The 20,998-nt window shown below is 61.7% G+C and carries 19 protein-coding genes and 1 tRNA gene; 12 read left to right on the forward strand and 8 right to left on the reverse strand.

All coding sequences use genetic code 11. The features are described from left to right. Window positions 1-129 precede the first annotated feature (129 nt). Window positions 130-660: a dihydrofolate reductase family protein gene (locus AC1RUK_RS27265; RefSeq protein WP_481838153.1), complete on the reverse strand. Its 531-nt coding sequence runs from the start codon at window positions 658-660 to the stop codon at window positions 130-132. Between the two features lie 120 nt (window positions 661-780). Further along, window positions 781-1,404, reverse strand: a complete 624-nt coding sequence (locus tag AC1RUK_RS27270; RefSeq protein ID WP_481838152.1) for an MBL fold metallo-hydrolase — start codon at window positions 1,402-1,404, stop codon at window positions 781-783. A 425-nt stretch (window positions 1,405-1,829) separates the two neighbouring features. Between AC1RUK_RS27270 and AC1RUK_RS27275 the strand changes: the two genes are divergently transcribed. After that, complete coding sequence (locus AC1RUK_RS27275) at window positions 1,830-4,007, forward strand: adenylate/guanylate cyclase domain-containing protein (RefSeq protein WP_481838151.1); 2,178 nt, start codon at window positions 1,830-1,832, stop codon at window positions 4,005-4,007. Between the two features lie 119 nt (window positions 4,008-4,126). On the opposite strand, the gene AC1RUK_RS27280 is transcribed toward AC1RUK_RS27275, so the two are convergent. Then, window positions 4,127-5,722: an ABC transporter substrate-binding protein gene (locus AC1RUK_RS27280; RefSeq protein ID WP_481838150.1), complete on the reverse strand. Its 1,596-nt coding sequence runs from the start codon at window positions 5,720-5,722 to the stop codon at window positions 4,127-4,129. 483 nt (window positions 5,723-6,205) lie between these two features. Between AC1RUK_RS27280 and AC1RUK_RS27285 the strand changes: the two genes are divergently transcribed. The 4 genes from AC1RUK_RS27285 (at window position 6,206) to AC1RUK_RS27300 (ending at window position 9,404) form a co-directional block, all read left to right on the forward strand. Further along, window positions 6,206-7,741 carry a DUF1254 domain-containing protein gene (locus AC1RUK_RS27285; RefSeq protein WP_481838149.1) on the forward strand — a complete coding sequence of 512 codons (1,536 nt, stop codon included), beginning with the start codon at window positions 6,206-6,208 and terminating at the stop codon, window positions 7,739-7,741. 35 nt (window positions 7,742-7,776) lie between these two features. Further along, entirely contained in the window at window positions 7,777-8,733 is a 957-nt protein-coding gene (locus AC1RUK_RS27290; protein WP_481840144.1) for an alpha/beta fold hydrolase, read from the forward strand. A 105-nt stretch (window positions 8,734-8,838) separates the two neighbouring features. Continuing rightward, complete coding sequence (locus AC1RUK_RS27295; RefSeq protein ID WP_481839380.1) at window positions 8,839-9,144, forward strand: sterol desaturase family protein; 306 nt, start codon at window positions 8,839-8,841, stop codon at window positions 9,142-9,144. A gap of 8 nt (window positions 9,145-9,152) precedes the next feature. Beyond that, the gene (locus tag AC1RUK_RS27300; protein WP_481838147.1) at window positions 9,153-9,404 is read left to right on the forward strand and encodes a hypothetical protein; all 252 of its coding nucleotides are present in this window, start codon (window positions 9,153-9,155) and stop codon (window positions 9,402-9,404) included. A 165-nt stretch (window positions 9,405-9,569) separates the two neighbouring features. Here the strand turns inward: AC1RUK_RS27300 and AC1RUK_RS27305 are convergent. Both AC1RUK_RS27305 and AC1RUK_RS27310 read right to left on the reverse strand, forming a co-directional pair. Next, window positions 9,570-9,646, reverse strand: a tRNA-Arg gene (locus AC1RUK_RS27305). 283 nt (window positions 9,647-9,929) lie between these two features. Further along, window positions 9,930-11,417: an ATP-binding protein gene (locus AC1RUK_RS27310; protein WP_481838146.1), complete on the reverse strand. Its 1,488-nt coding sequence runs from the start codon at window positions 11,415-11,417 to the stop codon at window positions 9,930-9,932. Window positions 11,418-11,691: 274 nt separating this feature from the next. On the opposite strand from AC1RUK_RS27310, the gene rpmH reads away from it, so the two are divergent. The 5 genes from rpmH to yihA all read left to right on the forward strand — a co-directional run bounded on the left by rpmH (window position 11,692) and on the right by yihA (window position 15,691). Continuing rightward, complete coding sequence (gene rpmH, locus AC1RUK_RS27315) at window positions 11,692-11,826, forward strand: 50S ribosomal protein L34 (protein ID WP_008833937.1); 135 nt, start codon at window positions 11,692-11,694, stop codon at window positions 11,824-11,826. Window positions 11,827-11,842: 16 nt separating this feature from the next. After that, entirely contained in the window at window positions 11,843-12,196 is a 354-nt protein-coding gene (gene rnpA, locus AC1RUK_RS27320; protein ID WP_436170140.1) for a ribonuclease P protein component, read from the forward strand. A 13-nt stretch (window positions 12,197-12,209) separates the two neighbouring features. Further along, window positions 12,210-14,036 (forward strand): membrane protein insertase YidC, encoded by a 1,827-nt coding sequence (yidC, locus tag AC1RUK_RS27325; protein WP_436170139.1) that lies wholly within the window; start codon window positions 12,210-12,212, stop codon window positions 14,034-14,036. Between the two features lie 360 nt (window positions 14,037-14,396). Then, window positions 14,397-15,035: a CatB-related O-acetyltransferase gene (locus tag AC1RUK_RS27330; RefSeq protein ID WP_436170138.1), complete on the forward strand. Its 639-nt coding sequence runs from the start codon at window positions 14,397-14,399 to the stop codon at window positions 15,033-15,035. Window positions 15,036-15,109: 74 nt separating this feature from the next. Continuing rightward, window positions 15,110-15,691, forward strand: coding sequence for a ribosome biogenesis GTP-binding protein YihA/YsxC (gene yihA / locus AC1RUK_RS27335; protein ID WP_425312836.1), 582 nt, complete (start codon window positions 15,110-15,112; stop codon window positions 15,689-15,691). Here yihA and AC1RUK_RS27340 read toward each other — a convergent pair. Next, window positions 15,688-16,419 (reverse strand): TetR/AcrR family transcriptional regulator, encoded by a 732-nt coding sequence (locus AC1RUK_RS27340; RefSeq protein WP_481838145.1) that lies wholly within the window; start codon window positions 16,417-16,419, stop codon window positions 15,688-15,690. The two genes, yihA and AC1RUK_RS27340, sit on opposite strands and share 4 nt — an antisense overlap. Before the next feature lie 147 nt (window positions 16,420-16,566). Between AC1RUK_RS27340 and AC1RUK_RS27345 the strand changes: the two genes are divergently transcribed. Together AC1RUK_RS27345 and AC1RUK_RS27350 are read left to right on the forward strand one after the other, a co-directional pair. Continuing rightward, a complete protein-coding gene (locus tag AC1RUK_RS27345) occupies window positions 16,567-17,748 on the forward strand; it encodes an HlyD family secretion protein (RefSeq protein ID WP_481838144.1) in 1,182 nt (393 codons plus the stop codon). A 21-nt stretch (window positions 17,749-17,769) separates the two neighbouring features. Further along, window positions 17,770-19,368 (forward strand): DHA2 family efflux MFS transporter permease subunit, encoded by a 1,599-nt coding sequence (locus AC1RUK_RS27350; RefSeq protein WP_481838143.1) that lies wholly within the window; start codon window positions 17,770-17,772, stop codon window positions 19,366-19,368. Window positions 19,369-19,484: 116 nt separating this feature from the next. Here the strand turns inward: AC1RUK_RS27350 and msrB are convergent, their stop codons facing one another. Together msrB and AC1RUK_RS27360 are read right to left on the reverse strand one after the other, a co-directional pair. Continuing rightward, window positions 19,485-19,988, reverse strand: a complete 504-nt coding sequence (msrB, locus tag AC1RUK_RS27355; RefSeq protein ID WP_481838142.1) for a peptide-methionine (R)-S-oxide reductase MsrB — start codon at window positions 19,986-19,988, stop codon at window positions 19,485-19,487. Window positions 19,989-20,250: 262 nt separating this feature from the next. Continuing rightward, entirely contained in the window at window positions 20,251-20,808 is a 558-nt protein-coding gene (locus tag AC1RUK_RS27360) for a fasciclin domain-containing protein (RefSeq protein WP_481838141.1), read from the reverse strand. Between the last annotated feature and the right edge of the window lie 190 nt (window positions 20,809-20,998).

Genomic DNA, 20,998 nt, shown 5'->3' on the forward strand with positions numbered 1-20,998 from the left:
GCGCCGGCTAGCACCCGCGGCCCGGCGCCTTGGAGCGGTTCAGCTTTTGATAAAATCTCCGTTCCCGTCGCTTTGGGCCCAACCCGAGACCGGACTTCAGCGGCGATTTCCATCCGGCGAGTCGCGAGATCAAGCAGGAACGTAGGTCAACCTGATCACATCCTCGCCAATCCGATCATTAGTCATAAGGCGGAGCGGCGGCCGGGGTCCGGCGAAATATGGTTTGCCGTGACCAAGCACGACGGGGTGCAGGTAGATTCGATACTCATCGATCAGGCCAAGTTCAGTGAGGCTTTGCGCCAAGTCCGGGCCAGCAACTTCGATCTCCCCGTCGCGCTCGGCCTTCAGCTCGCGTATCGCGCCCTCAAGATCATCCTTAACAAGCCTGGCGTTGGGGCCGACCGACTTCAACGAGCGCGAGACGACCCATTTCGGCTGGTTCCGCCACGCCACCGCGAAGGCGTATCGCTCTGCATCCCATTCAGGATGATCGTCGTCCCAGTAACGCATGACCTCATACATTTGGCGCCCGTAGACGCTGCCCGCCTGCCCCTGAGCCTCCTCGATGAAGTGGCGGAAGAGCGTGGGGCTTGGCGCAAACGCCATATGGTCGACGTAGCCGTCCAGGGACTGGTTCATTCCGAACACGAGCTTAGCCATACTCTCATTCTCCTCCCAAGCGCCGCGCGACCGAGGCGCAATGCAATATGGTCTGCGATAGGGCGCAGTCAGATTAATATGCGCTTGCCCCGCCCGCCCAGAGAGCGCCGGCGTGATGCCTTATACGGTGCGGGGTCGCCACGGCTCGTGCTCGTGCGCGAGCCAGACCAGCTCGGGGTCGAGCGCGCGCACCCGCAGCTGGCCTTCGGTGTGCGGCTCGTCAAGCTCGCCAAACCAAACCGCCACGTCGCCGCCAACGACGACCGGGCGCCCGCCAGTCTCGACGACGACGACCTGCATGCCGGCTGTGTGGCCCGGCGCCGGGACGAGCCAGAGGCCGGGAAGCAGCTCGAGTTCGCCGTCGACCGGCACATACCGCACGCCGGGCGCATCGACCCACTCGCGAATGGTGTAGTCGTCCTCGCTGTGGGCGTCGTCAAGCTCCCGACGCTGGACGTAGATCGGCTTGTCGGCGAAGAGGTGGTTGCCGCCGCAATGGTCGGCGTGCAGGTGTGTGTTGACGACGATGTCGATGCCGGCGAGGTCGAAGTCCTGCTTGCTCAGTGGATGGAGGCGGGGATCGAGGTCGGCCATCGCCGGGTGCAGCTCCGTCATGCCGGTGTCGACCAGTATGCGCGCGCCGTGATGGTCGATGACGTGCACGTAGACTGGCATCCGCTCGCCCTCGGCGAGCAGGTCGGCAACGAGGATTGGCGTGATGGTGATTGAGGCGTAGGCGTTCATCTTTTCATCTCCGTCAACATTTTTGCACGCTGCCGGCCGGGCCGCGCATGTCCCCGATGAAGTGGCGGAAGAGCGTGGGCCTGGCTCAAACGCCATATGGCCGACGTAGCCGTCAAGGGACTGGTTCATTCCGAACACGAGCTCGGCCATGCCACTTCCTTCCTCACGCGGCATATCCGCAGTTCTGCTTGCATAATGCAATCGGTTGTAAGTCAACTGATCTTATCTTGCAATCGGTTTTTGGGGTGCGCATAAACGACCCACGCTCGGGCTGCCCGATCAATCTGACTCTCGAGGCCCTGGGGGATCGCTGGAGCCTGACGGAAGGCGTGAAGTCTCGATCTGACCCGAAGCTGAGCAGCCCTAGGCTCAGGAGCAAAACTCGCCTAACATGACAGCGAGCGTGCCCCACGTCTGGAGCTGGCATGCAACGCAAACTTGCAGCGATTCTTGCCACCGACGTCGTTGGCTACAGCCGCCTTATGGAAGCGGATGAAGCCGATACATTGGCGCGCCTGAAGGGCACGCGCGAGAACCTGATCGATCCGAAAATCGCAGCTCACAATGGGCGAATCGTAAAGCTCATGGGTGATGGTGCGCTGGTAGAGTTCCCGAGCGTTGTTGATGCAGTCACCTGCGCCGTCGAAATCCAGCGCACCATGGCAGAGTGCAATGCCGAACTGCCGAAAGAAAAACAGCTCGAATTCCGCATTGGCATCAACCTTGGCGACATCATCATCGAAGGGGCGGACATCTACGGTGATGGGGTGAATGTGGCGGCGAGGCTCGAAGGGTTGGCGCCGCCGGGAGGCGTGTTGATTTCGGGAACAGCATTTGATCAGGTCGAGCGGAAGCTGGACTATGGGTTCGAGTTTTTGGGCGAACAGCGTGTCAAGAACATCGAGAAGGCCGTTCGCCTCTACCGAGTAGGCCCACGCACCCCGGTTATCTCAGGAAGTCGCAAACCTGACGGCACGCGGCGCTGGATCGCAGTCGCGGCCACAGTATTGATTCTGATTGTCGCGGGGCTGGCGCTTTGGCAGCGCTTTGGTGACGATCTCGTTCGACCCAGTGACGTGGCCTCGCGATCGAAGATGGCGTTGCCGCTGCCCGATAAGCCGTCAGTCGCCGTGCTCCCGTTCACCAACATGTCCGACGAGGCGGGGCAAGAGACCTTTACTGACGGCATGACCGATGACTTGATCACCGACCTTTCCAAGGTTTCCGGCCTCTTCGTGATCGCGCGAAACTCGACATTCGTCTACCGCGGCAAGCCGGTAAAAATCAGCCAGGTCGCCGAAGAACTTGGCGTGCGTTACGTTCTCGAGGGGAGCGTACGGCGAGCCGGCGAGCAGGTGCGAGTCAACGCCCAGCTCATCGATGCCCTCACCGGCGGGCATGTGTGGGCGGACAGGTTCGATGGAAACGTCGCCGATATTTTTGCGATCCAGGACGTTTTTGTCGCAAAGATCGTCGAAGCGTTGAAGGTCAATCTCACCACCACCGAAAAAACGGAAATTGCCCGCGCCAAGCCGGACAACATTGCAGCCAAGGAAGCTTTCGAAGAGGGTTGGAGCCTTTATCTCCGTTACAACGCCAAGGACACAGCTGCCGCCATCACTTCCTTGAAAAAAGCAACCGAGCTTGATCCCGAATATGGGCGCGCTTATGCCGCCCTGGCGCTGGCCTACTACCGCGTCGTTGAGTCACTCTGGGGTAAGGAACTCGGTAGGGACGAACCATATTTCTGGTGGGGAGCTGACGATTACGCAGAGCTGGCCAAGAAATATCCAACGTCACTGTCTTATACGGTCGAGGCATTGCGGGACGTTTATCAAGGTCTGGCCGAAGATGCACGCAGGAATGCCGGTCGAGCGATTGCATTGGATCCCAACGACCCCGAGGCACACATCGCAACGGCTTGGGCGCTGACGATCTCAGGCGAACCTGCCGAGGCGCTGAATTTCGTCGCGACCGCCATGCGGCTCAACCCGAACTATCCAAGCCACTACGTTCTCGCTCGTGGATTGGCGCTTTTTGCAATGGGCGATCTGAAACAAGCGGCTGAGGTGTTCGGAGAAGGCGTCAGGCGAAACCCAGACGCAACTGCGCTCTTTCTACCTCTCAGTTCCGTGCTGGCGCAGCTCGGTCGCCGGGAAGAAGCGAGACAGATGCTACTGAAGTTCCGACCGGGTGTAGATCAGAAAGGGCTCGAAAACCTTCCCGACACCTTACACCTCTCGTTCAAATGGGATCATGAACACGCAAGCGTCCGGGAGCGCCTGAATGACGGTGTCCGTGTCGCTGCGCTGCCGCTGGACGTCACCATTACGAGCCTGGAAGCAGAGCTTGAGACCGGCAATCCCTTTTCCCAGCTATACGCAACGAGGCGACTGGGCTGGTTTGGACCAGCGGCAGCACAAGCCGTTCCGGCTCTGGTTGCGGCGCTCAAGGTTGAGCATCTCCGCCGGGAGGCCATCGAGGCGCTGGGAAAGATCGGGTCTCCGGCACGAGCTGCGATACCTGCGCTCGTGGCACTCCAGAATGAAGCTCTGGTTGGCATTTACGCAAAGGACGCGCTGTCCAAAATCAGAGGCAATTGATGGACCTTGGACGCGCGCCAGGGATTGACCTGCTGCGATGTCCGCTCCGGAACCGCTGTTGGGGGACAAGGAGACATCAAACGCGTCCAGTCCGCCATCCCAATTTATGAGTACACGGCCTAGGCGAACCACCAGCGTTCGGCGATCTTCGTGCCGTCCATCGGCCAGTTCGACGCCACCTCGCCATGGGCGAGTGCCTTGGTGTGCGCATCGACATAGGAGTTGAAGACCAGGTTCACCAGCCCGCCGTCGTCATGCAGCAATTGCTGCATTTCGGCATACATGCCGGCACGCTTGGTATCGTCGGTCTCCGAGCGGGCGGCGACGAGCAGCTCATTAAAGCGCGGATTTTTCCAGAGCGTTTCGTTCCACACCGCTTCCGCCGCATAGGCGGTGGTGAACATCCAGTCGCAGGTCGGCCGGCCGGCCCAGTAGGAGGCGAAGAACGGCTTCTTGAGCCAGACATTGGCCCAGTAGCCGTCATTGGGCTCCCTGATCACATTCAGGTTGAGCCCGGCCGCCCGGGCATGCTCCTGCCAGAGGAGAGCCGAGTCGGTCGCACCCGCGAACGCGGCATCCGCGACCGACAGGTCGAACTGGGTGTTCTCGGCCCCCGCCTTCTTGAGGAGGCTCTTGACCATGTCGGGGTCGTAGACGTGCTTGGGCTGCGGATCGATCGCGAACTTGACGGTCGGTGCGATCGGATTGTCGTTGCCGATGGCGCCGTGGCCGAGAAACACCTTCTGCACGATCTCGTCGCGATTGAGCGAGTATTTGATCGCATTGCGCACATCGGGATTGTCGAAGGGCGCCTTCTGGACGTTCATGACATAGACGTAGTGGCCGTAGCCCGTCGTCTCCGAGATCACGAGATCGGGGTTCTGCTTCAGAATGTCGAGCGTCTTCAGATCGCAGCGATCCATGTAGTGGACCTCGCCGGTATAGAGCGCGTTGGTGCGCGCCGTTACATCATTGATCGCCAGGCATTCGACACGGTCGAACCAGCCCCTGTCGGATTTGAAGTAGTTCGGGTTCTTGTTGAAGGTGGCGATGACGCCGGGCTCGAATTTCTCGAGCATATAGGGGCCGGTGCGGATGCCCGACTCCCAGTCGATGCCGCTCTCTTTCGCCGGCACGACCGGGAGGTCCGACATGATGTAGGGGAAGTCGGCGTTGCCGCCGTCGAGTTTGAACACCACCGTCTCGGCACCGTCGGCGACGACATTCTTGACCGAAGCCAAGAGCGATTTCGTCACCGATTTCGTGCCCTCGATGGTGTGATGCCTGACCGAGGCCACGACATCATCGGCGGTAACCGTCTTGCCATTGTGAAAGGTGGCGCCTTTCCTCAGTTTGAACACCCACTTCTTGGCGCCGTCTGACGGCTCAAAGCTTTCGGCGAGGTCGGGGACCACGTTGCCCTTGGAATCGATCTCGGTCAGGCTGTTCGACAAGGTTCCAAATAGCGCGGTGCCGGTGAACGAGTTGAGGGAGAGACCCGGGTCCAGTGTATCGGTGGCGGAGCCCTCGCCCATGCCAATCTTCAAGGTGCCGCCCTTTTTGGGCTCGGCGCGCACCGCCTGGACGAACATCGCATTGGCGGCCGTACCGGTAAGGCCGGCGGCGAGCGCCAGTTGAACAAAGTCACGACGCGAAACCCTGCCTTTCGCGGCAAGCTTGGCGGCCGACTGCAGCTTCAACTCGAATTCCGTCATTTCCTGGTTTCTCCTTCAGATCCAGATGGAGAACGGGCATATCCAAGAAAAGGAAACGAGGCGGCGCATCCCCTCACGAGATGAGCGGGTAACCTCTTCTGTTCGTTCTTGTTCTTGTTTGCTTACTCCGTCGCGGGCCAACGGTTTCGGCCCGCGGCAGATCATAGCGCGCCCGAGTGTGGCGGGCAAACAGCCGACGCTCGCGACGCGTGCTACATGCAAGGGAGGCGGCGATCTGCGAAAATGCGCGTGATTCAGTCCGCTCCTTGGCGACCGCGAAAGAAATTCTGATGTGTGCCCCTGCAGGACGTGAAATGTCCACGTAAGGTTACAGTTAGTTACATTGCGAAAGGCGCCCAGAGCTGGAAGACTGAGCGCAATCGCTGTCACTTTGCAGCTTGGGACAAAGCGCGGGCAGCACGCACTCGCGACAAGAACTTTGCCGACATAAAGATTTACCATTCCTAGCGAGGAGAAGCCCCGATGAACAAGCCATTGAGCCGTGCGTTGTTGTTTTCAGCCGCCTCCATCTTACCCTTGATAGCCATTGCACCGGCACTCGCCCAAGATGCGAGCCCCAAATACTCAGCAGATGTCCCTGACTGGATCACGACGCCGGATAGCGTCGAGACGCGCATCGGCACGCTGAAATTCCACAATGGCGCCCCCGACGATGCGACTGTCAAACTGGTTTACGACCAGCTCGATTTCTCGCGCGGCGTCCAGGCCTTTTTCGATGGCATTCCCGCCACTTCGGTCCGTGCTGCCTGCAACGGATTTGAGAAGGCCGGCATCAAGGCGAACGCCGGGTTCGGCATGGCAGAGGACCTGCTCGATGCGCGCTCACTTTTCTTAACTGCCAACACAACGACGGTCTACACCTTCGCCTGCCTAGACCTGAGGGACGGCCCGATAGTGTTGGAAGTGCCAGCTGGCGTGCTCGGCCCAGTGGACGACGCCTATTTCCGTTGGGTGACGGATGTCGGCTTGACCGGTCCCGACGCTGGCAAGGGAGGGAAATACCTGTTCGTGCCGCCTGGCTACGCTGGCGAACTTCCCACTGAAGGGTATTTCACCGCCAAACCACGCACCAACACGTTGCTCGTTTTCTTTCGGGCTTTCGTGAAGGACGGCGACATGGCTGGAACCGTGAAGCGCGTCAAGGACGTAGCGAACATATATCCGCTGTTTGCTTTGTCCGAAACTGGAGAGCTTCCGCGGGTGCCATTCACCAATGTCTCCGGTTTGAAGTTCAACACCATCAGCGCGAATACCATCCGCTTCTACGACGAGTTGAATGAAGTCGTTCAGCGCGAACCGGCCGATTTCGTCGAACCCGATAAGGTGGGACTCTTCGCGGCGATCGGCATCAAGAAGGGACAACCTTTCGCACCAGACGATCGGATGAAGGCGCTGCTGACGGATTCAGTGGCCGTGGCCAATGCGACGGCCCGAACCGTCCTCTTCGCGTCGCGGGGAGATTTTGCCAAGTTCTATCCTGACCGGCAGTGGTTTACTGCGTTTGTCCACGGGAGCTACAAGTTCGAGGACGGCGCCGAACGCGTGCTCGACGCGCAAACGATGTTCTTCTACTACGCGACCGGCATCACGCCTGCGATGGCAATGGCAAAAGTGGGCTTTGGCTCCGCATATGCCGTTGCGGTGCGCGACTCGAAGGGGAGCTATTTCGACGGCGGCAAGACCTACACCGTCACCCTTCCGGGGCCGGTTCCTGCGAAGAACTTCTGGTCTTTTGTCGTGTATGACAATCAGACCCGGTCGCTGCTGGAGACGGACCAGAAGCTTGCTGGCTTGGACAGCACAATGGCCGGGCTCAAGCCCGACGCTGACGGCTCGACAACGGTCTGGTTCGGTCCACAGGCGCCGGCTGGCCACGAAGGCAACTGGGTGCAGACTATGCCCGGCAAGGGCTGGAACACGCTGTTGCGTCTCTACGGTCCGCTTGAACCCTGGTTCGACAAGAGCTGGAAGCCCGGAGATATTGAGCTGGTCGAGTAGGAAAAGCCGTTCGTGCCCTCAGAAGGTTTTGCGACATGTACACCTCAACACACCAAGTCTCGCGCCGGCTTTTGGGGCAACTGCCTTTGTCGTTGAAGACGGGCGGAATCTCTTCGTTCTTAGCGAACTCGATTGGCGCGATTTTTGTCGCCGGACTCGTGCTGTGGGCATCCTCAACAGTCGCGCCAGCCCAAACCGTCAAAACCGGTATCATCAAGCTGGCCGACGCCAACATCGAATACGTCAGTCGAGGCGAAGGCGAAGCGATCGTGTTGCTACCGGGCGCAACACTGACAGTCGATTACCTGGATGGTCTGGCCGAGGCGCTCGCTAAGGCCGGCTACCGGGTAGTCGGCATCAATTTCCGGGGCTCGGGCAACAGTACCGGTTCCAGCACAGGTGTCACACTCCAGACGCTGGCGGACGACGTTGCTGGTGTTATGCAAGCCCTGAAGCTAGGGCAGGCCCATGTGGCTGGAAACGATTTCGGCAACCGCGTGGCCCGCATGTTGGCCGCGTCTCATCCTGAACTGGCGCGAAGCGTCATTCTGCTGGCGGCGGGCGGGAAGATACAACCCAAACCGGCGGCCGGCCACGCATTGGCGATTCTCCTCAACCAGGCTTCCAGCGATGCCGACGTTCTGGCGATCATGCCGTATTTTGTTTCCAATGCGAGAGATTCCGCGCGGATCTGGGCAATGTTCAAACCGTCTCGTGCTCCCGAAGCGGGGCCGGTCGAAAAACAGGCCGCCGAAGCTACGCCACTCGATGCGTGGTGGGCACCTCCGGGGCAGATCCGGTATTTGATCCTGCAAGGTGCGGAGGATCAAATCGCGCCTCCTGAAAACGGCAAATCGCTGCAAAAGGAGTTGGGCGACCGAGCGACACTGATCAACGTGCCCGCAGCAGCCCATCTCATGCCCCTAGAACAGCCCGAAACAGCCGCATCGCATATGATCGATTTCATCCAGCAGCTTGGCGGCAAGCCGTAACCCGCTCTGCCGGATTAGAGCGAGCATAGCCAAACTTCTGAACTAGACGAAAAAGGTACTGATCGACGCCGCGAAGCGTTCGTCAACGCGATCTATTTGCTGATCATGATGGCGATCATGCCGACCAGCGTGCTCGCAGCTTTCATCTTCACCGCGCACATGATGCTGCGCAATGCGATCGGGCATTGCGGCTACGAGATCTTTCCGGCGACAGCCGACGGCCGCCCGCCAATTGACTGGATCACCACGGGCACGCATCACGACCTGCACCATGCCCGGCCGCGCACCAACTTCGGACTGTATTTCACCTGGTGGGACAAGATCATGAGAACCGAAGATCCGACCTACTACGAAGCGTTCAGGCGGGCAGTAAGCCGGTTTGCACTGCGCGCCCGGCGTTCCGCGAACTGACGGGAGAGATGCGGCGGATACTCAGACCGGGTGGGCAACTTCTCTTCGTCGAGCACGGCCTGTCGCCGGAGGGCTCGGTACAACTCTGGCAGGACCGCCTGACGCCGGTCTGGAAGCACATCGCCGGCGGTTGCCATCGCAACCGCCCGATTTGGACGCTTGTTGAGACCGTCGGCTTCAGCATCTCGCGGATCGAAGAGGGCTACGCAAAGGGGCCTCGGCCGATGGTGTACATGTATGAAGGCCGCGCCGTGCCGTAGAAACCAAACCGGTGCAACTGGTCGACACGACAGCCGTAGGCGCTCCCGATCGCGCCGTTGTGTTCATCCGTGACGTGCTGGCCGGCGCTGCTTGGCTTCCGCAGACTAAATCGCAGACTACTTCGTCTTTTTAGTCTGCGATTTCCCGCTAAGTCCTTGAAATGATGGCGCGCCCGAAGAGATTCGAACTCCTGACCCCCAGATTCGTAGTCTGGTGCTCTATCCAGCTGAGCTACGGGCGCGCAACAGGCCATGCTTTGCATAGCCCCGCGATCCGATCGTGAACGACCGGCCGCGACGAGACGTGTTCCCTAGCGACTGAATTTCCGAAAAGCAAGCCGATCCGGCAAAAGTTTTGTCGCAGGCGCTCCGCTAGTGCAGATCAGGTGCGTCGCGATTCAGGTCAGGCTGAGCCAAAGATGGTGGATTCCGAGAACCGGAGCGTAGCGTAGTTTTACTACGTGAGCACTGGAAGCGCAGGACACCGCCATCTGCAGGCCGGCCTCACCTGAATCGCGACACACCTTAGGCCGGGCGGCGCAGGCTGCCGCGGGCCTGGTCGAACCGGACCGGCTGGTCGGGGATGGTGACGGCGAAGGTGGTGCGGCCGCCGATCGATTCGACCAGCTCGACAGTGCCGCCATGGGCGCGGATCAGCTCGTAGGCGATGGCCAGGCCAAGGCCAGTGCCGCCGCTGCGCGCCGAGCCGCGGAATGCCGCGAACAGGTTTTCGCGCGCCTTAGGGGGCAGGCCAGGCCCGGTGTCGGTGACGATGATGCGGCTGACGCTGCCCATGCGCTCGGCCGATACCGCCAGCCGGCGCACCACAGCGCCCTCGGTGTCCGCCGCCATCGCCTGCACGGCGTTGCGGCAAAGATTGGTGAGCACGCGGAACAGCTGGTCGGAATCGGCGTCGACCTCGAAGGCCAGCTCGACGGCATTGACGAACTCGATGCCTTCCTCGATGTCGAGCAGGCCGTGCACGTCCTCGACCAGTTGGCGCAGCCGCACGCGCCGGCGCGAGGGTGGCGGCTCCTGGGTGCGGCCATAGGCCAGCACGCCTTCGGAGTAGGACACGGCGCGGTCCAGTGCGCGCAGCAGTTTTGGCGCGAAGGCCTGCACGGTTGGATCTTTCACCTGCCGCAAGCGGTCCGACATCAGTTGCGCGGAGGCGAGGATGTTGCGCATGTCGTGATTGATCTTCGACACGGCGAGGCCGAGATCGGCGAGGTGCTTCTGCTCGGTCAGCATCTTCTGCAGCCGTTCCTGCATCTGCGACAGCTCGCGCTCGGCGACGCCGATCTCGTCGGCGCGGGCGGCCGGACGAATGATCCGCCCGGGGTCATCGGGTGCCTCGGAGAAGGACAGCATCGAGCGGGTCATCGTGCGGATCGGGCCGATCATGATCAGGTCGATCGCGGCATAGACGAGCATGGCGGTGAACAGCGAGATCAGCAGCGAGACGAAGGCGACGTTGCGCGAATAGATGAGCATGGCGTTGCGCAATGCGTAGTCAGGCATGATCAGCTCGAACTCCTTGTCGCTCTCGCCCACCGGCCCGAAAACGCGCAGCATGCGGTTGCCGCCGAAGAACAGCGTGTCGAGTGCGCCTCTCATGCCCTCGACCAGGCCGACACTGGCAATGTCGATATGCTCGTCGACCTGCGGCGGCATGTCGGACACCACCAGGAGCCTGGAGACGCCGCCGTCGCGCACGGCGATCGCCTTGGCGCCGATCGCCATCAGCACGTCGTTCTGGGCGGTGCGCGACAGCGAGTTGGGCTCGCCCTGCACCAGCACGACCGATACCGCGGCCGCCGTGCCCAGCCTCTCCTTCAGCCAGCTTAACCGGTAGCTGGCGATCCAGGGCAGGAAAATCAGGACTTCGGCCAAGAGCACGAAGACGATGGTGAGCAGGAGAAGCTTCGTCGACAACCCACGCGACAGCGGCACCGTACGGGCGGCGGTGGTCGCCGGTCCGGCCTTTTCGTCCGTAGCTAGGGCTTCACTCATGCAGCGTCTTCACAAACACTTGAACAGCCAAGATTAGGCGATTGCGGCTTTTTTGCCAATTTCATCCTTGGGCGAACAAATATGGCCGCCCGAAAGACCGCGACAACCCGGCCCGCCGCCCGGATTGACTTCCAAAAGCCTTCTTTCTATAAGCCCGCTCACGCTCGGGCCATTCGTCCCGGCGCGGTTTCGATCGCGCCTAAACCGGCCCGGCAAAGCTCCTGTTACACAGTGACAGAATCAAGAAGGGCCGCACCCCGCGGTATTAAAACAAATGAAGCGTACCTACCAACCGTCTAAACTCGTCCGCAAGCGCCGGCACGGTTTCCGTGCCCGCATGGCCACCAAGGGTGGTCGCGGCGTCGTCGCAGCTCGCCGCAACCGCGGCCGCAAGCGGCTCAGCGCCTGAACGGAAGACGAGATCGTTGCCCGCAACCGGCAAGCCAGTGGGGCCAAATCCCAAGCGGCTTCTGAAGCGCGCGGATTTTCTGGCCGTCCGCCGCGGTGAAAAGCGGCGCGGGCGGCTTTTTCTCGTTGAAGTTCTCGACCGCGGCGACGGTCTCGCGCCGCGCGTCGGCTACACCGTCACCAAGAAGGTCGGCAATGCGGTCGTCCGCAACCGCGTCAGGCGGCGGCTGAGGGAAGCCGTGCGCACGCATGCGGCCGATGACATGGCGCCCGGCAATGACTATGTCATCGTTGGACGTGAAGATGTGCTTGCCATCCCGTTCGGCCAGTTGAAGGCCGAACTCTCACGCCGACTGCGCGGAACACGATAGGCCAAGGGCTTCGATGGAAAACAATCGTAACTTCTTCATCACCATCGCGCTGTCGGTGCTGATCCTGACGCTTTGGCAGGTGTTCTACATGAACCCGCGCGTCGAAGCCCAGCGCGAGGCGGCCCGCATCGAAGAGCAGCGGGCGGCCGAGCAGAAGAAGGCGGCTGAAGCGGCCAATCCCGGCGCCGCCACTACGCCGACTCCGGCTCCGGGCGCCATCCCCAACACGCCCGGCGGCGAAGCCGTGACCCCGGCCGGCCGCGAGCAGGCGCTGGCGGCGACCAGCCGCGTCAAGATCGACACGCCGAGCCTCGAGGGCTCGATCAACCTCACCGGCGCGCGCCTCGACGACCTCAAGCTCAAGCACTACACCGAAACGGTCGACAAGAATTCGCCCGAGATTGAGCTGCTCAATCCGGCGGCGCTGCCCAATGGCTACTTCGCCGAGATCGGTTTCGTCGGCAACGACAAGACCGGCGCGGTGCCGGGCGCGGACACGGTGTGGAAGGTCGACGGCAACGCGACGCTGACGCCGGCGACCCCGGTCACGCTGACCTATTCGAACGCCAACGGCCTGACCTTCAAGCGCACCTTCTCGGTCGACAACGACTACATGTTCACCGTTTCCGATACGGTGCAGAATTCCGGCGCCGCCGCCGTGTCGCTGTTCAACTATGGCCGTGTCACCCGCTTCGACAAGCCGGCCGTCGCCAGCATCTATGTGCTGCATGAGGGCCTGATCGGCTTCACCGGTACCGAAGGCCTGCAGGAGCACAAATACGCGTCGATCGAGAAGGACAAGGAATACAAACCGGGCAAATCGACCGACGGCTGGCTTGGCATCACCGACAAATACTGGGCAGTCACTCTGGTGCCGACCGAGAAGCAGCCGTTCCAGCCCAACTTCTCCTATTTCGAATTCAATGCCGGGCCGCACAGCCACAGCTACCAGGCCGATTTCCTGTCCGATGCGATCACGGTTGCGGCCGGGCAGTCGACGACCGTGGAGTCGGAAATCTTCGCCGGCGCCAAGGAAGTCGGCAAGATCAATGCCTATGCCGAAGGCCGCAACATCAAGCGGTTCGACCTCTTGATCGACTGGGGCTGGTTCCACTTCATCACCAAGCCGATGTTCTGGCTGATCGACACGCTCTACAAATTCTTCGGCAATTTCGGCCTGGCCATCCTCGCCACCACCGTCATCGTCAAGGCCATCTTCTTCCCGCTCGCCAACAAGTCCTACGCGTCGATGGCGAACATGAAGAAGGTGCAGCCGAAGATGCTCGAGATCCGCGAGAAATACGCCGACGACAAGATGAAGCAGCAGCAGGCGATGATGGAGCTCTACAAGACGGAGAAGATCAATCCGATCGCCGGCTGCTGGCCGGTGGCACTGCAGATCCCGGTGTTCTTCGCGCTCTATAAGGTGCTCTACATCACCATCGAGATGCGGCACGCACCGTTCTTCGGCTGGATCCAGGATCTGGCCGCACCCGATCCGACATCGCTGTTCAACCTGTTCGGTCTCATCCCGATCACGCTGCCGCATATGTTGATGATCGGCGTTTGGCCGCTGGTCATGGGCGTCACCATGTTCCTGCAGATGCGCATGAACCCGACGCCGCCGGACCCAACCCAGGCCGCGATCTTCACCTGGATGCCGGTGATCTTCACCTTCATGATGGCGGGCTTCCCCGCCGGCCTGGTCATCTACTGGGCCTGGAACAACCTGCTGTCGATCCTGCAGCAAGGCGTGATCATGAAGCGCCAGGGCGCCAAGATCGAGCTGTGGGACAATCTGGTGGCGTTGTTCCGCAAGAAACCCTCGCCCGCGGAATAGCGGGCGCCTCGACCCCAGAACGTTCTCAAAAACCCCGGTTCGTCCGGGGTTTTTGTTGCCGGGATCACATTTTGTACCCGGCGAAACTTCGGCGCGCCGCGCGCCGTAGCTGTTGTGTTGCGACCTCGCAGCGCGCGGCGGCACGCCGTCTTGAGGGAAGCGGCCACGGGTTTTGCCGATCGTCATGTTTCTTAGTCGCGGCAAGACACCACGCCACGGTGACGGCTTCCGGCGCAGAGGCACCGGTGTTTGGGAGGCCGTCCCGGCGACCGGGGTCCTGTCGTCCTTCACGGGGCCCCGGTTTATATCGCCCCAAATCACGCTATTTTGGACCTGCCCGAGATGAAACGGAGCCAGGCCATGAGCGGACCCAACCCAAACATCAAGCATCCGATCCCGATGCATATGCGTGTCGGTTTCCTGAAAGGGCTGGTCAACGCGCCGAACATCGAAATCGGCGACTTCACCTATTATGACGACCCGGACGGGCCCGACAAATTCGCCGAGCGGTGCGTGCTGCACCACTACCCGTTCATCGGCGACAAGCTGATCATCGGCAAGTTCTGCGCCATCGCCGAGGGCGCGCGCTTCATCATGAACGGCGCCAACCACGCCATGTCCGGCTTCTCGACCTATCCGTTCAACATCTTCGGCCATGGCTGGGAAGAAGGTTTCGACCCGAAGACCTGGTCGAAGGAAATACGCGGCGACACGGTGCTCGGCAATGATGTATGGATCGGCATGGACGCGGTGATAATGCCCGGCGTGACGATCGGCCACGGCGCCATCGTCGCGGCAAAATCGGTTGTCACGCACGACGTGCCGCCCTATGCGATCATTGCCGGAAATGCGGCCAAGGTGGTGAAAATGCGCTTCGACGACAAGACGGTCCGGCGGCTGCTGATGGCGGCATGGTGGAACTGGCCGGTGGACAAGATCAGCCGCAACCTCAACGCCATCAGGGGCGCCGACATTGCCCGGCTGGAGGCAGCCGTTTGAACGCCCTGGACAAGACCGTGATCGCGCCCGAACTGTTCACGCAGGCGTGGATCTTCATCCGCGGCGTGCCGGCGATGAAATTCCTGCCGCCGGAAGGGCCGCCGGAGATCGCCTTCGCCGGCCGCTCGAATGTCGGCAAGTCGTCGCTGATCAACGCGCTGGTCAACCAGAAGGGCCTGGCGCGCACCTCCAACACGCCGGGGCGGACGCAGGAGCTCAACTATTTCGTGCCGGGCGGGTTTTCCGGCGAAGGCACCGACCTGCCGCCGATGGCGCTGGTCGACATGCCGGGCTACGGCTATGCGAGCGCGCCGAAGGAAAAGGTCGACGACTGGACGAAGCTGGTCTTCGACTATCTCAAGGGCCGCGTCACGCTCAAGCGCGTCTACGTGCTGATTGACGCCCGCCATGGCATCAAGGCCAAGGACGACGAAGTACTGTCGTTGCTCGACAAGGCGGCGGTGTCCTACCAGATCGTGCTGACCAAGACCGACAAGATCAAGGCGGCCGGCGTGCCGCGACTGATCGAGGAGACGCTGGCGAAGATCAAGAAACGACCGGCGGCGTTTCCGTTCGTTCTGGCGACTTCGTCGGAAAAGAGCGAGGGCCTCGAGGAATTGCGCGCGGCGATCGTGCTCGCCGCCAACGGCGGCTAGCGCTTCGCCTCCAGCGCGATCAGCTGGTGGCTTTCCTCTTCGGCAAGCCTTTCGGTGCCGTAGGCCTTCAGGAACATGGCGACGCCCGACCTGACGACATGGTCGATTTCCTCCTGGCTCGGGGCCTTGGTGCGGTATGAGAATATGCACTGGCGGAAAAACCCGGCCAGGCAGAGTTCGGTGAATTGATAGGCGGCAAGATCGACATCGTCGACCTTGAGCAGGCCACGTTCGATCGCGGCATTGAGAAAAGCCACCATCCTGTCATGGCCGCGTTTTGGGCCGCGTTCGTAAAACCGCGCGCCCATGTCGGGTATCCTGTCCGCCGCGCCGATCACCGTGCGCTGCGCCTGGATGACCTTGGCCGAGGTGATCTTGAGCGACAGCACCTTGCCGAACTTCACCAGCGTCTGGCGAAGGTCGTCGGCGCGGTCGAGCATTTCGTACATGTTCTTGAAGATCGTGCCGCGCTCTTCCTCGATCAGCGCCTCGAACAGTTCTTCCTTGTTGGCGAAATAGACATAGATCGTGCCCTTGGAGACGCCCGCCTCGCGGGTGATGTCGTTCATCGATGCGGCTTCGAAGCCCTTGTCGATGAAGACACGGCGAGCGCCATCGATGATCTGGCTGCGTTTGACCGGATCCTGCCCGGCCGCCGGGCGGCCACGACGCAGGCTGTCCAGCACATCGCACTGGTCCTTGCCGGTGTCGGATAGTGTTTCGGCCATAAAAGTCACACCTCGCAAAATAATTCGAACCGAACGGTTCGATTGCCCCTTGATATGGGCCCGTTTTGGCGCTAAGTCAACGCCCATATCGAACCGAACGGTTCAGTCTAACAGGTTTCCCTTATATAGTACCGATAGAGAGATATCATGTCCTCGAACGCGCCTGTCACTGCCGAAGTCCGTCCATTCCCCAATGCGAAGGTCGCGCCGTCGACCGAAGCGCCGGAAGTGCCCTTGCAGCCCGTCACCGACGCACCGGCCGAGGCGCCGGCGAAGAAGAAGCGCTCGGTGCGCTCCCTGCTTTTGCCCATCATCGGGCTCGGATTGCTCGGCGCCGGCGCCTGGTACGGCTACGACTACTGGACCGACGGCCGCTTCATGATCTCAACCGACGACGCCTATGTCCAGGCTGACATGGCGTTCGTCTCGCCGAAGATCTCCGGCTATGTCGACCAGATCAAGGTGACCGAGAACCAACAGGTCAAGGCCGGCGACCCGCTGCTGACCGTCGATGACGGCGATTACAAGATTGCCGTCGCCCAGGCCGAGGCGCAGATCGCCACGCTGAGCAAGACGCTCGACCGCATAGACGCGCAGACCAAGGCCGCACAGGCCTCGCTGCAGCAGGCTGAGGCGCAGAAGACCGCCGACCAGGCCGCGGCCGACAATGCGGCCCGTGCCCAGCAGCGCGCGGCGCAACTCGTGAAGACCCATGTCGGCACGCAGGCGCAGCTTGACGACGCCCAGACCGCCCTCGACCAGGCCAAGGCCGCACTCGTCGGCGCCGACGCCCAGATCGCGGCGGCGGCGGCCAATATCGGCGTGCTCGAAGCGCAGCGCGCGGAGCAGGCAAGCACGCTGGCCTCGCTGCAGCTCAGCCACGACAAGGCCGCGCGCGATCTTTCCTTCACCGTGCTGCGCGCTCCCTATGACGGCGTGGTCGGCAACCGCTCCGTCGAGCAGGGCGACCTGGTCAGCCCCGGACAGAAGCTCGCTGTCATCGTGCCGATGGACAAGCTCTACATCGTCGCCAATTTCAAGGAGACGCAGCTTGCCCGGCTGGTGCCCGGCGAAAAGGTCCGGATTTCGGTCGATGCGACCGACGGCCAGGATTTCGAAGGCACGGTCTCGTCGCTGGCGCCGGCGTCGGGTGCCGTGTTCTCGCTGCTGCCGCCGGAAAACGCCACCGGCAACTTCACCAAGGTCGTGCAGCGTATCCCGGTGCGCATCGACGTGCCGGCTGACGTCCTGAAGACCGGCAGGCTGCGCGCCGGCCTGAGCGTCGTCGTCGCCGTCGACAGCCGCACCGCGCCGGCCGCCACGAAGTAAACCAAACCCGGGAGCAGTGTCATGGCGACCGCAACCCTGACCGCAGGATCGGTGCCGGCTGCGCCGGCAGTGCCGTCCGACCATATGCCGGTTCGCCGCGTCATCGCCTTCCTGGCGATGGTGTTCGGCATGTTCATGGCAATCCTGGACATCCAAATCGTCTCGGCTTCGCTGTCCGAGATCCAGGCGGGCCTCAGCGCCAGCTCCGACGAGATCCCGTGGGTGCAGACCGCCTATCTGATCGCCGAGGTGGTGATGATCCCGCTGTCCGGCTTCCTCAGCCGGATGCTGTCGACGCGCGTGCTGTTCACGGTTTCGGCGGCCGGCTTCACCGCCGCCAGCGCGCTGGCGGCGACGGCCACCAACATCGACCAGATGATCGTCTACCGCGCCATCCAGGGTTTCATCGGCGGCGGCATGATTCCCAGCGTCTTCGCGGCTGCCTTCACCATCTTCCCACCCTCGCGCCGCGCCTTCGTCTCGCCGATGATCGGCCTGGTGGCGACGCTGGCGCCGACCATCGGCCCGACCGTCGGCGGCTATATCAGCCACGCCATGTCCTGGCACTGGCTGTTCCTGGTCAATGTCGTGCCCGGCATCATGGTGACGGCAGCGGCCTGGACGCTGATCGACTTCGATAAGCCCAATCTCAAGCTGTTCAGCAAGTTCGACTGGTGGGGCCTTGCCGGCATGGCCGCCTTCCTCGGCTGCATGGAATATGTGCTGGAGGAAGGCCCGAGCAACGACTGGCTGCAGGACCAGGCGGTGTTCATCTGCGCCATTGTCATGACCGTCGGTGCGGTGCTGTTCTTCTGGCGTGTCTTCACCGCCGAGGAGCCGATCGTCGACCTCAGGGCCTTCAGCAATGTCAACTTCGCCTTCGGTTCGCTGTTCTCCTTCGTCATCGGCATCGGCCTCTACGGCCTGACCTACCTGTACCCTGTCTATCTCGGGCGCATCCGCGGCTACGATTCGATGATGATCGGCGAGGCGCTGTTCGTCAGCGGCCTGGCGATGTTCTTCACCGCGCCCATCTCCGGCATCCTGTCGCGCAAGATGGACCTCAGGCTGATGATGATGATCGGCTTCTTCGGCTTTGCCACCGGCACATGGTGGATGACGCATCTGACCGCCGACTGGGATTTCTGGGAACTGCTGATCCCGCAGATCCTGCGCGGCTGCTCGATGATGCTGTGCATGGTGCCGATCAACAACATCGCGCTGGGCACCTTGCCGCCCGAGCGGCTGAAAAATGCGTCGGGCCTGTTCAACCTGACCCGCAATCTCGGCGGTGCCGTCGGCCTCGCCGTCATCAACACCGTGCTGATCGACCGCAACGCCTTCCACTATGCGAGGCTTGCCGAGCACGTGCAGTGGGGCAGTGCCGAGGCGCAGCAGAAGCTGCAGAACATGACGCTCAACTTCGAGCAGACCGCCGGGCTCGATGCCTCCAAGGCGGCGATCTACAAACTGTCGGGCATGGTCCAGCAGCAGGCGGCACTGCTGTCCTTCATGGACGTGTTCTTCATGCTGACGGTGCTGTTCGCGACACTGGGGCTGTTCGTCCTGTTCATCCGCAAGCCGGCCGAACAGGGCGGCGGTAGTGGTGGCGGTCACTGATTTTCAAACGTGCGCAGCGGGTTTTCGGGGATGCTCCTCCAGTCCTGGCCCGAAGCTCCGATCCCGCAAAAAACTCCGGGCCGCAAGCCCGGAGTTTTTTGCCGCAGTTGGAATTGTCAGGCGGCGGCCGGCTTGAAGCTTAGCGCCACGCCGTTGATACAGTGGCGCAGGCCGGTCGGCGGCGGGCCATCGTCGAAGACATGGCCGAGATGACCGCCGCAGCGGCGGCAGTGGACCTCGGTGCGGGTCATGCCGAGCGAGCGGTCCACGGTCTTGCCGACGGCATTGGGGATCTCCTGCCAGAAGCTCGGCCAGCCGGTGCCGGAATCGAACTTGGTCTCGGACGAATAGAGCGGCAGGTCGCAGCCGGCGCAGGCGAAAACGCCCTTGCGGTGCTCGTTGAGCAGCGGGCTGGTGCCGGGATATTCGGTGCCTTCCTTGCGCAGCACGTTGTAGGCCGCGTCGGAGAGGATGGCGTGCCACTCGGCGTCGGTCTTGGTGACCTCGAAGGTCTGGGCCGCCAGCGCATCCTGGGAGCCACCCATGCGCAGCATTGCCGCCGCGCCGGCCACCAGTGCCACGGCAGCGGCGCCGCTCCAGAGAAAGTCGCGACGGGTCATGCCATTCCTCCTGAAATCAATTTGCCAGATTAGACCGCCAGCCGGAAATCAAAAGCCGGTGACGGTCCTGAAAACGAACACTCCGCACCGGCTCCATACCTGGAGCAACGCTGCGGAGCGGACGCTTGCCGATCGCGCGGGTCATTGACCCGCGCAATCGGCAGGGTGCTTCGAGCCTGTTGAGCATGATCTTTTCCGAAAACCGGTTCCCACTTTTCGGGATCATGCTCTAGCTGCCAGTTCGCCGGCAGCGGGCCCTTTGTTACATCTTCGGCAACAGAACCTTGTCGATGACGTGGATGACGCCGTTCGACTGCTCGACATCGGCGATCGTCACATTGGCGACATTGCCGTTCTCGTCGGTGACGGTGACTTTGCCGCCATCGGCCTTGAGCGTCAGCTCGCAACCGCCGGCGGTCTTGGCCTTGTGCGCGCCGCCATCATCGTTGACCATCTTGGTCACGTCAGCCGCCAGCGCCTTAGCACCGATGACATGGCAGGTCAGGATCTTGGTCAGCTTGTCCTTGTTCTCGGGCTTGAGCAGCGTTTCGACGGTGCCGGCCGGAAGCGCGGCGAAGGCCTCGTTGGTCGGCGCGAACACGGTGAAGGGACCGGCGCTTTGCAGCGTGTCGACCAAGCCGGCTGCCTTGACGGCGGCAACCAGCGTGGTGTGGTCCTTCGAATTGACCGCGTTCTCGATGATGTTCTTCTTGGCATACATCGGGGCGCCCCCGACCATCGGATTGGCGGCAAAGGCAGCGGCACCGAGCGCTGAAACGGCGAGCGTGCTGGCAAGCAAAAGGGTGGCGAGTTTACGCATGATTTCTGACTCCTCTTGAGATCGTTTCCCGTTTTTGGGAACGCAAGGATATACGGAGTAGAAATGCATGAGTTTCGGCGATCGGCGAAAAAAGTTTTATTTCGAACGCGCGGCGATCGGAATTTCTTCTATCGACCCTTTGCCATCTTAAATGCTTTCGGGATCGCTCCGACGCCGGAGATAGATTAAC

The sequence above is a fragment of the Mesorhizobium monacense genome, assembly GCF_056781675.1.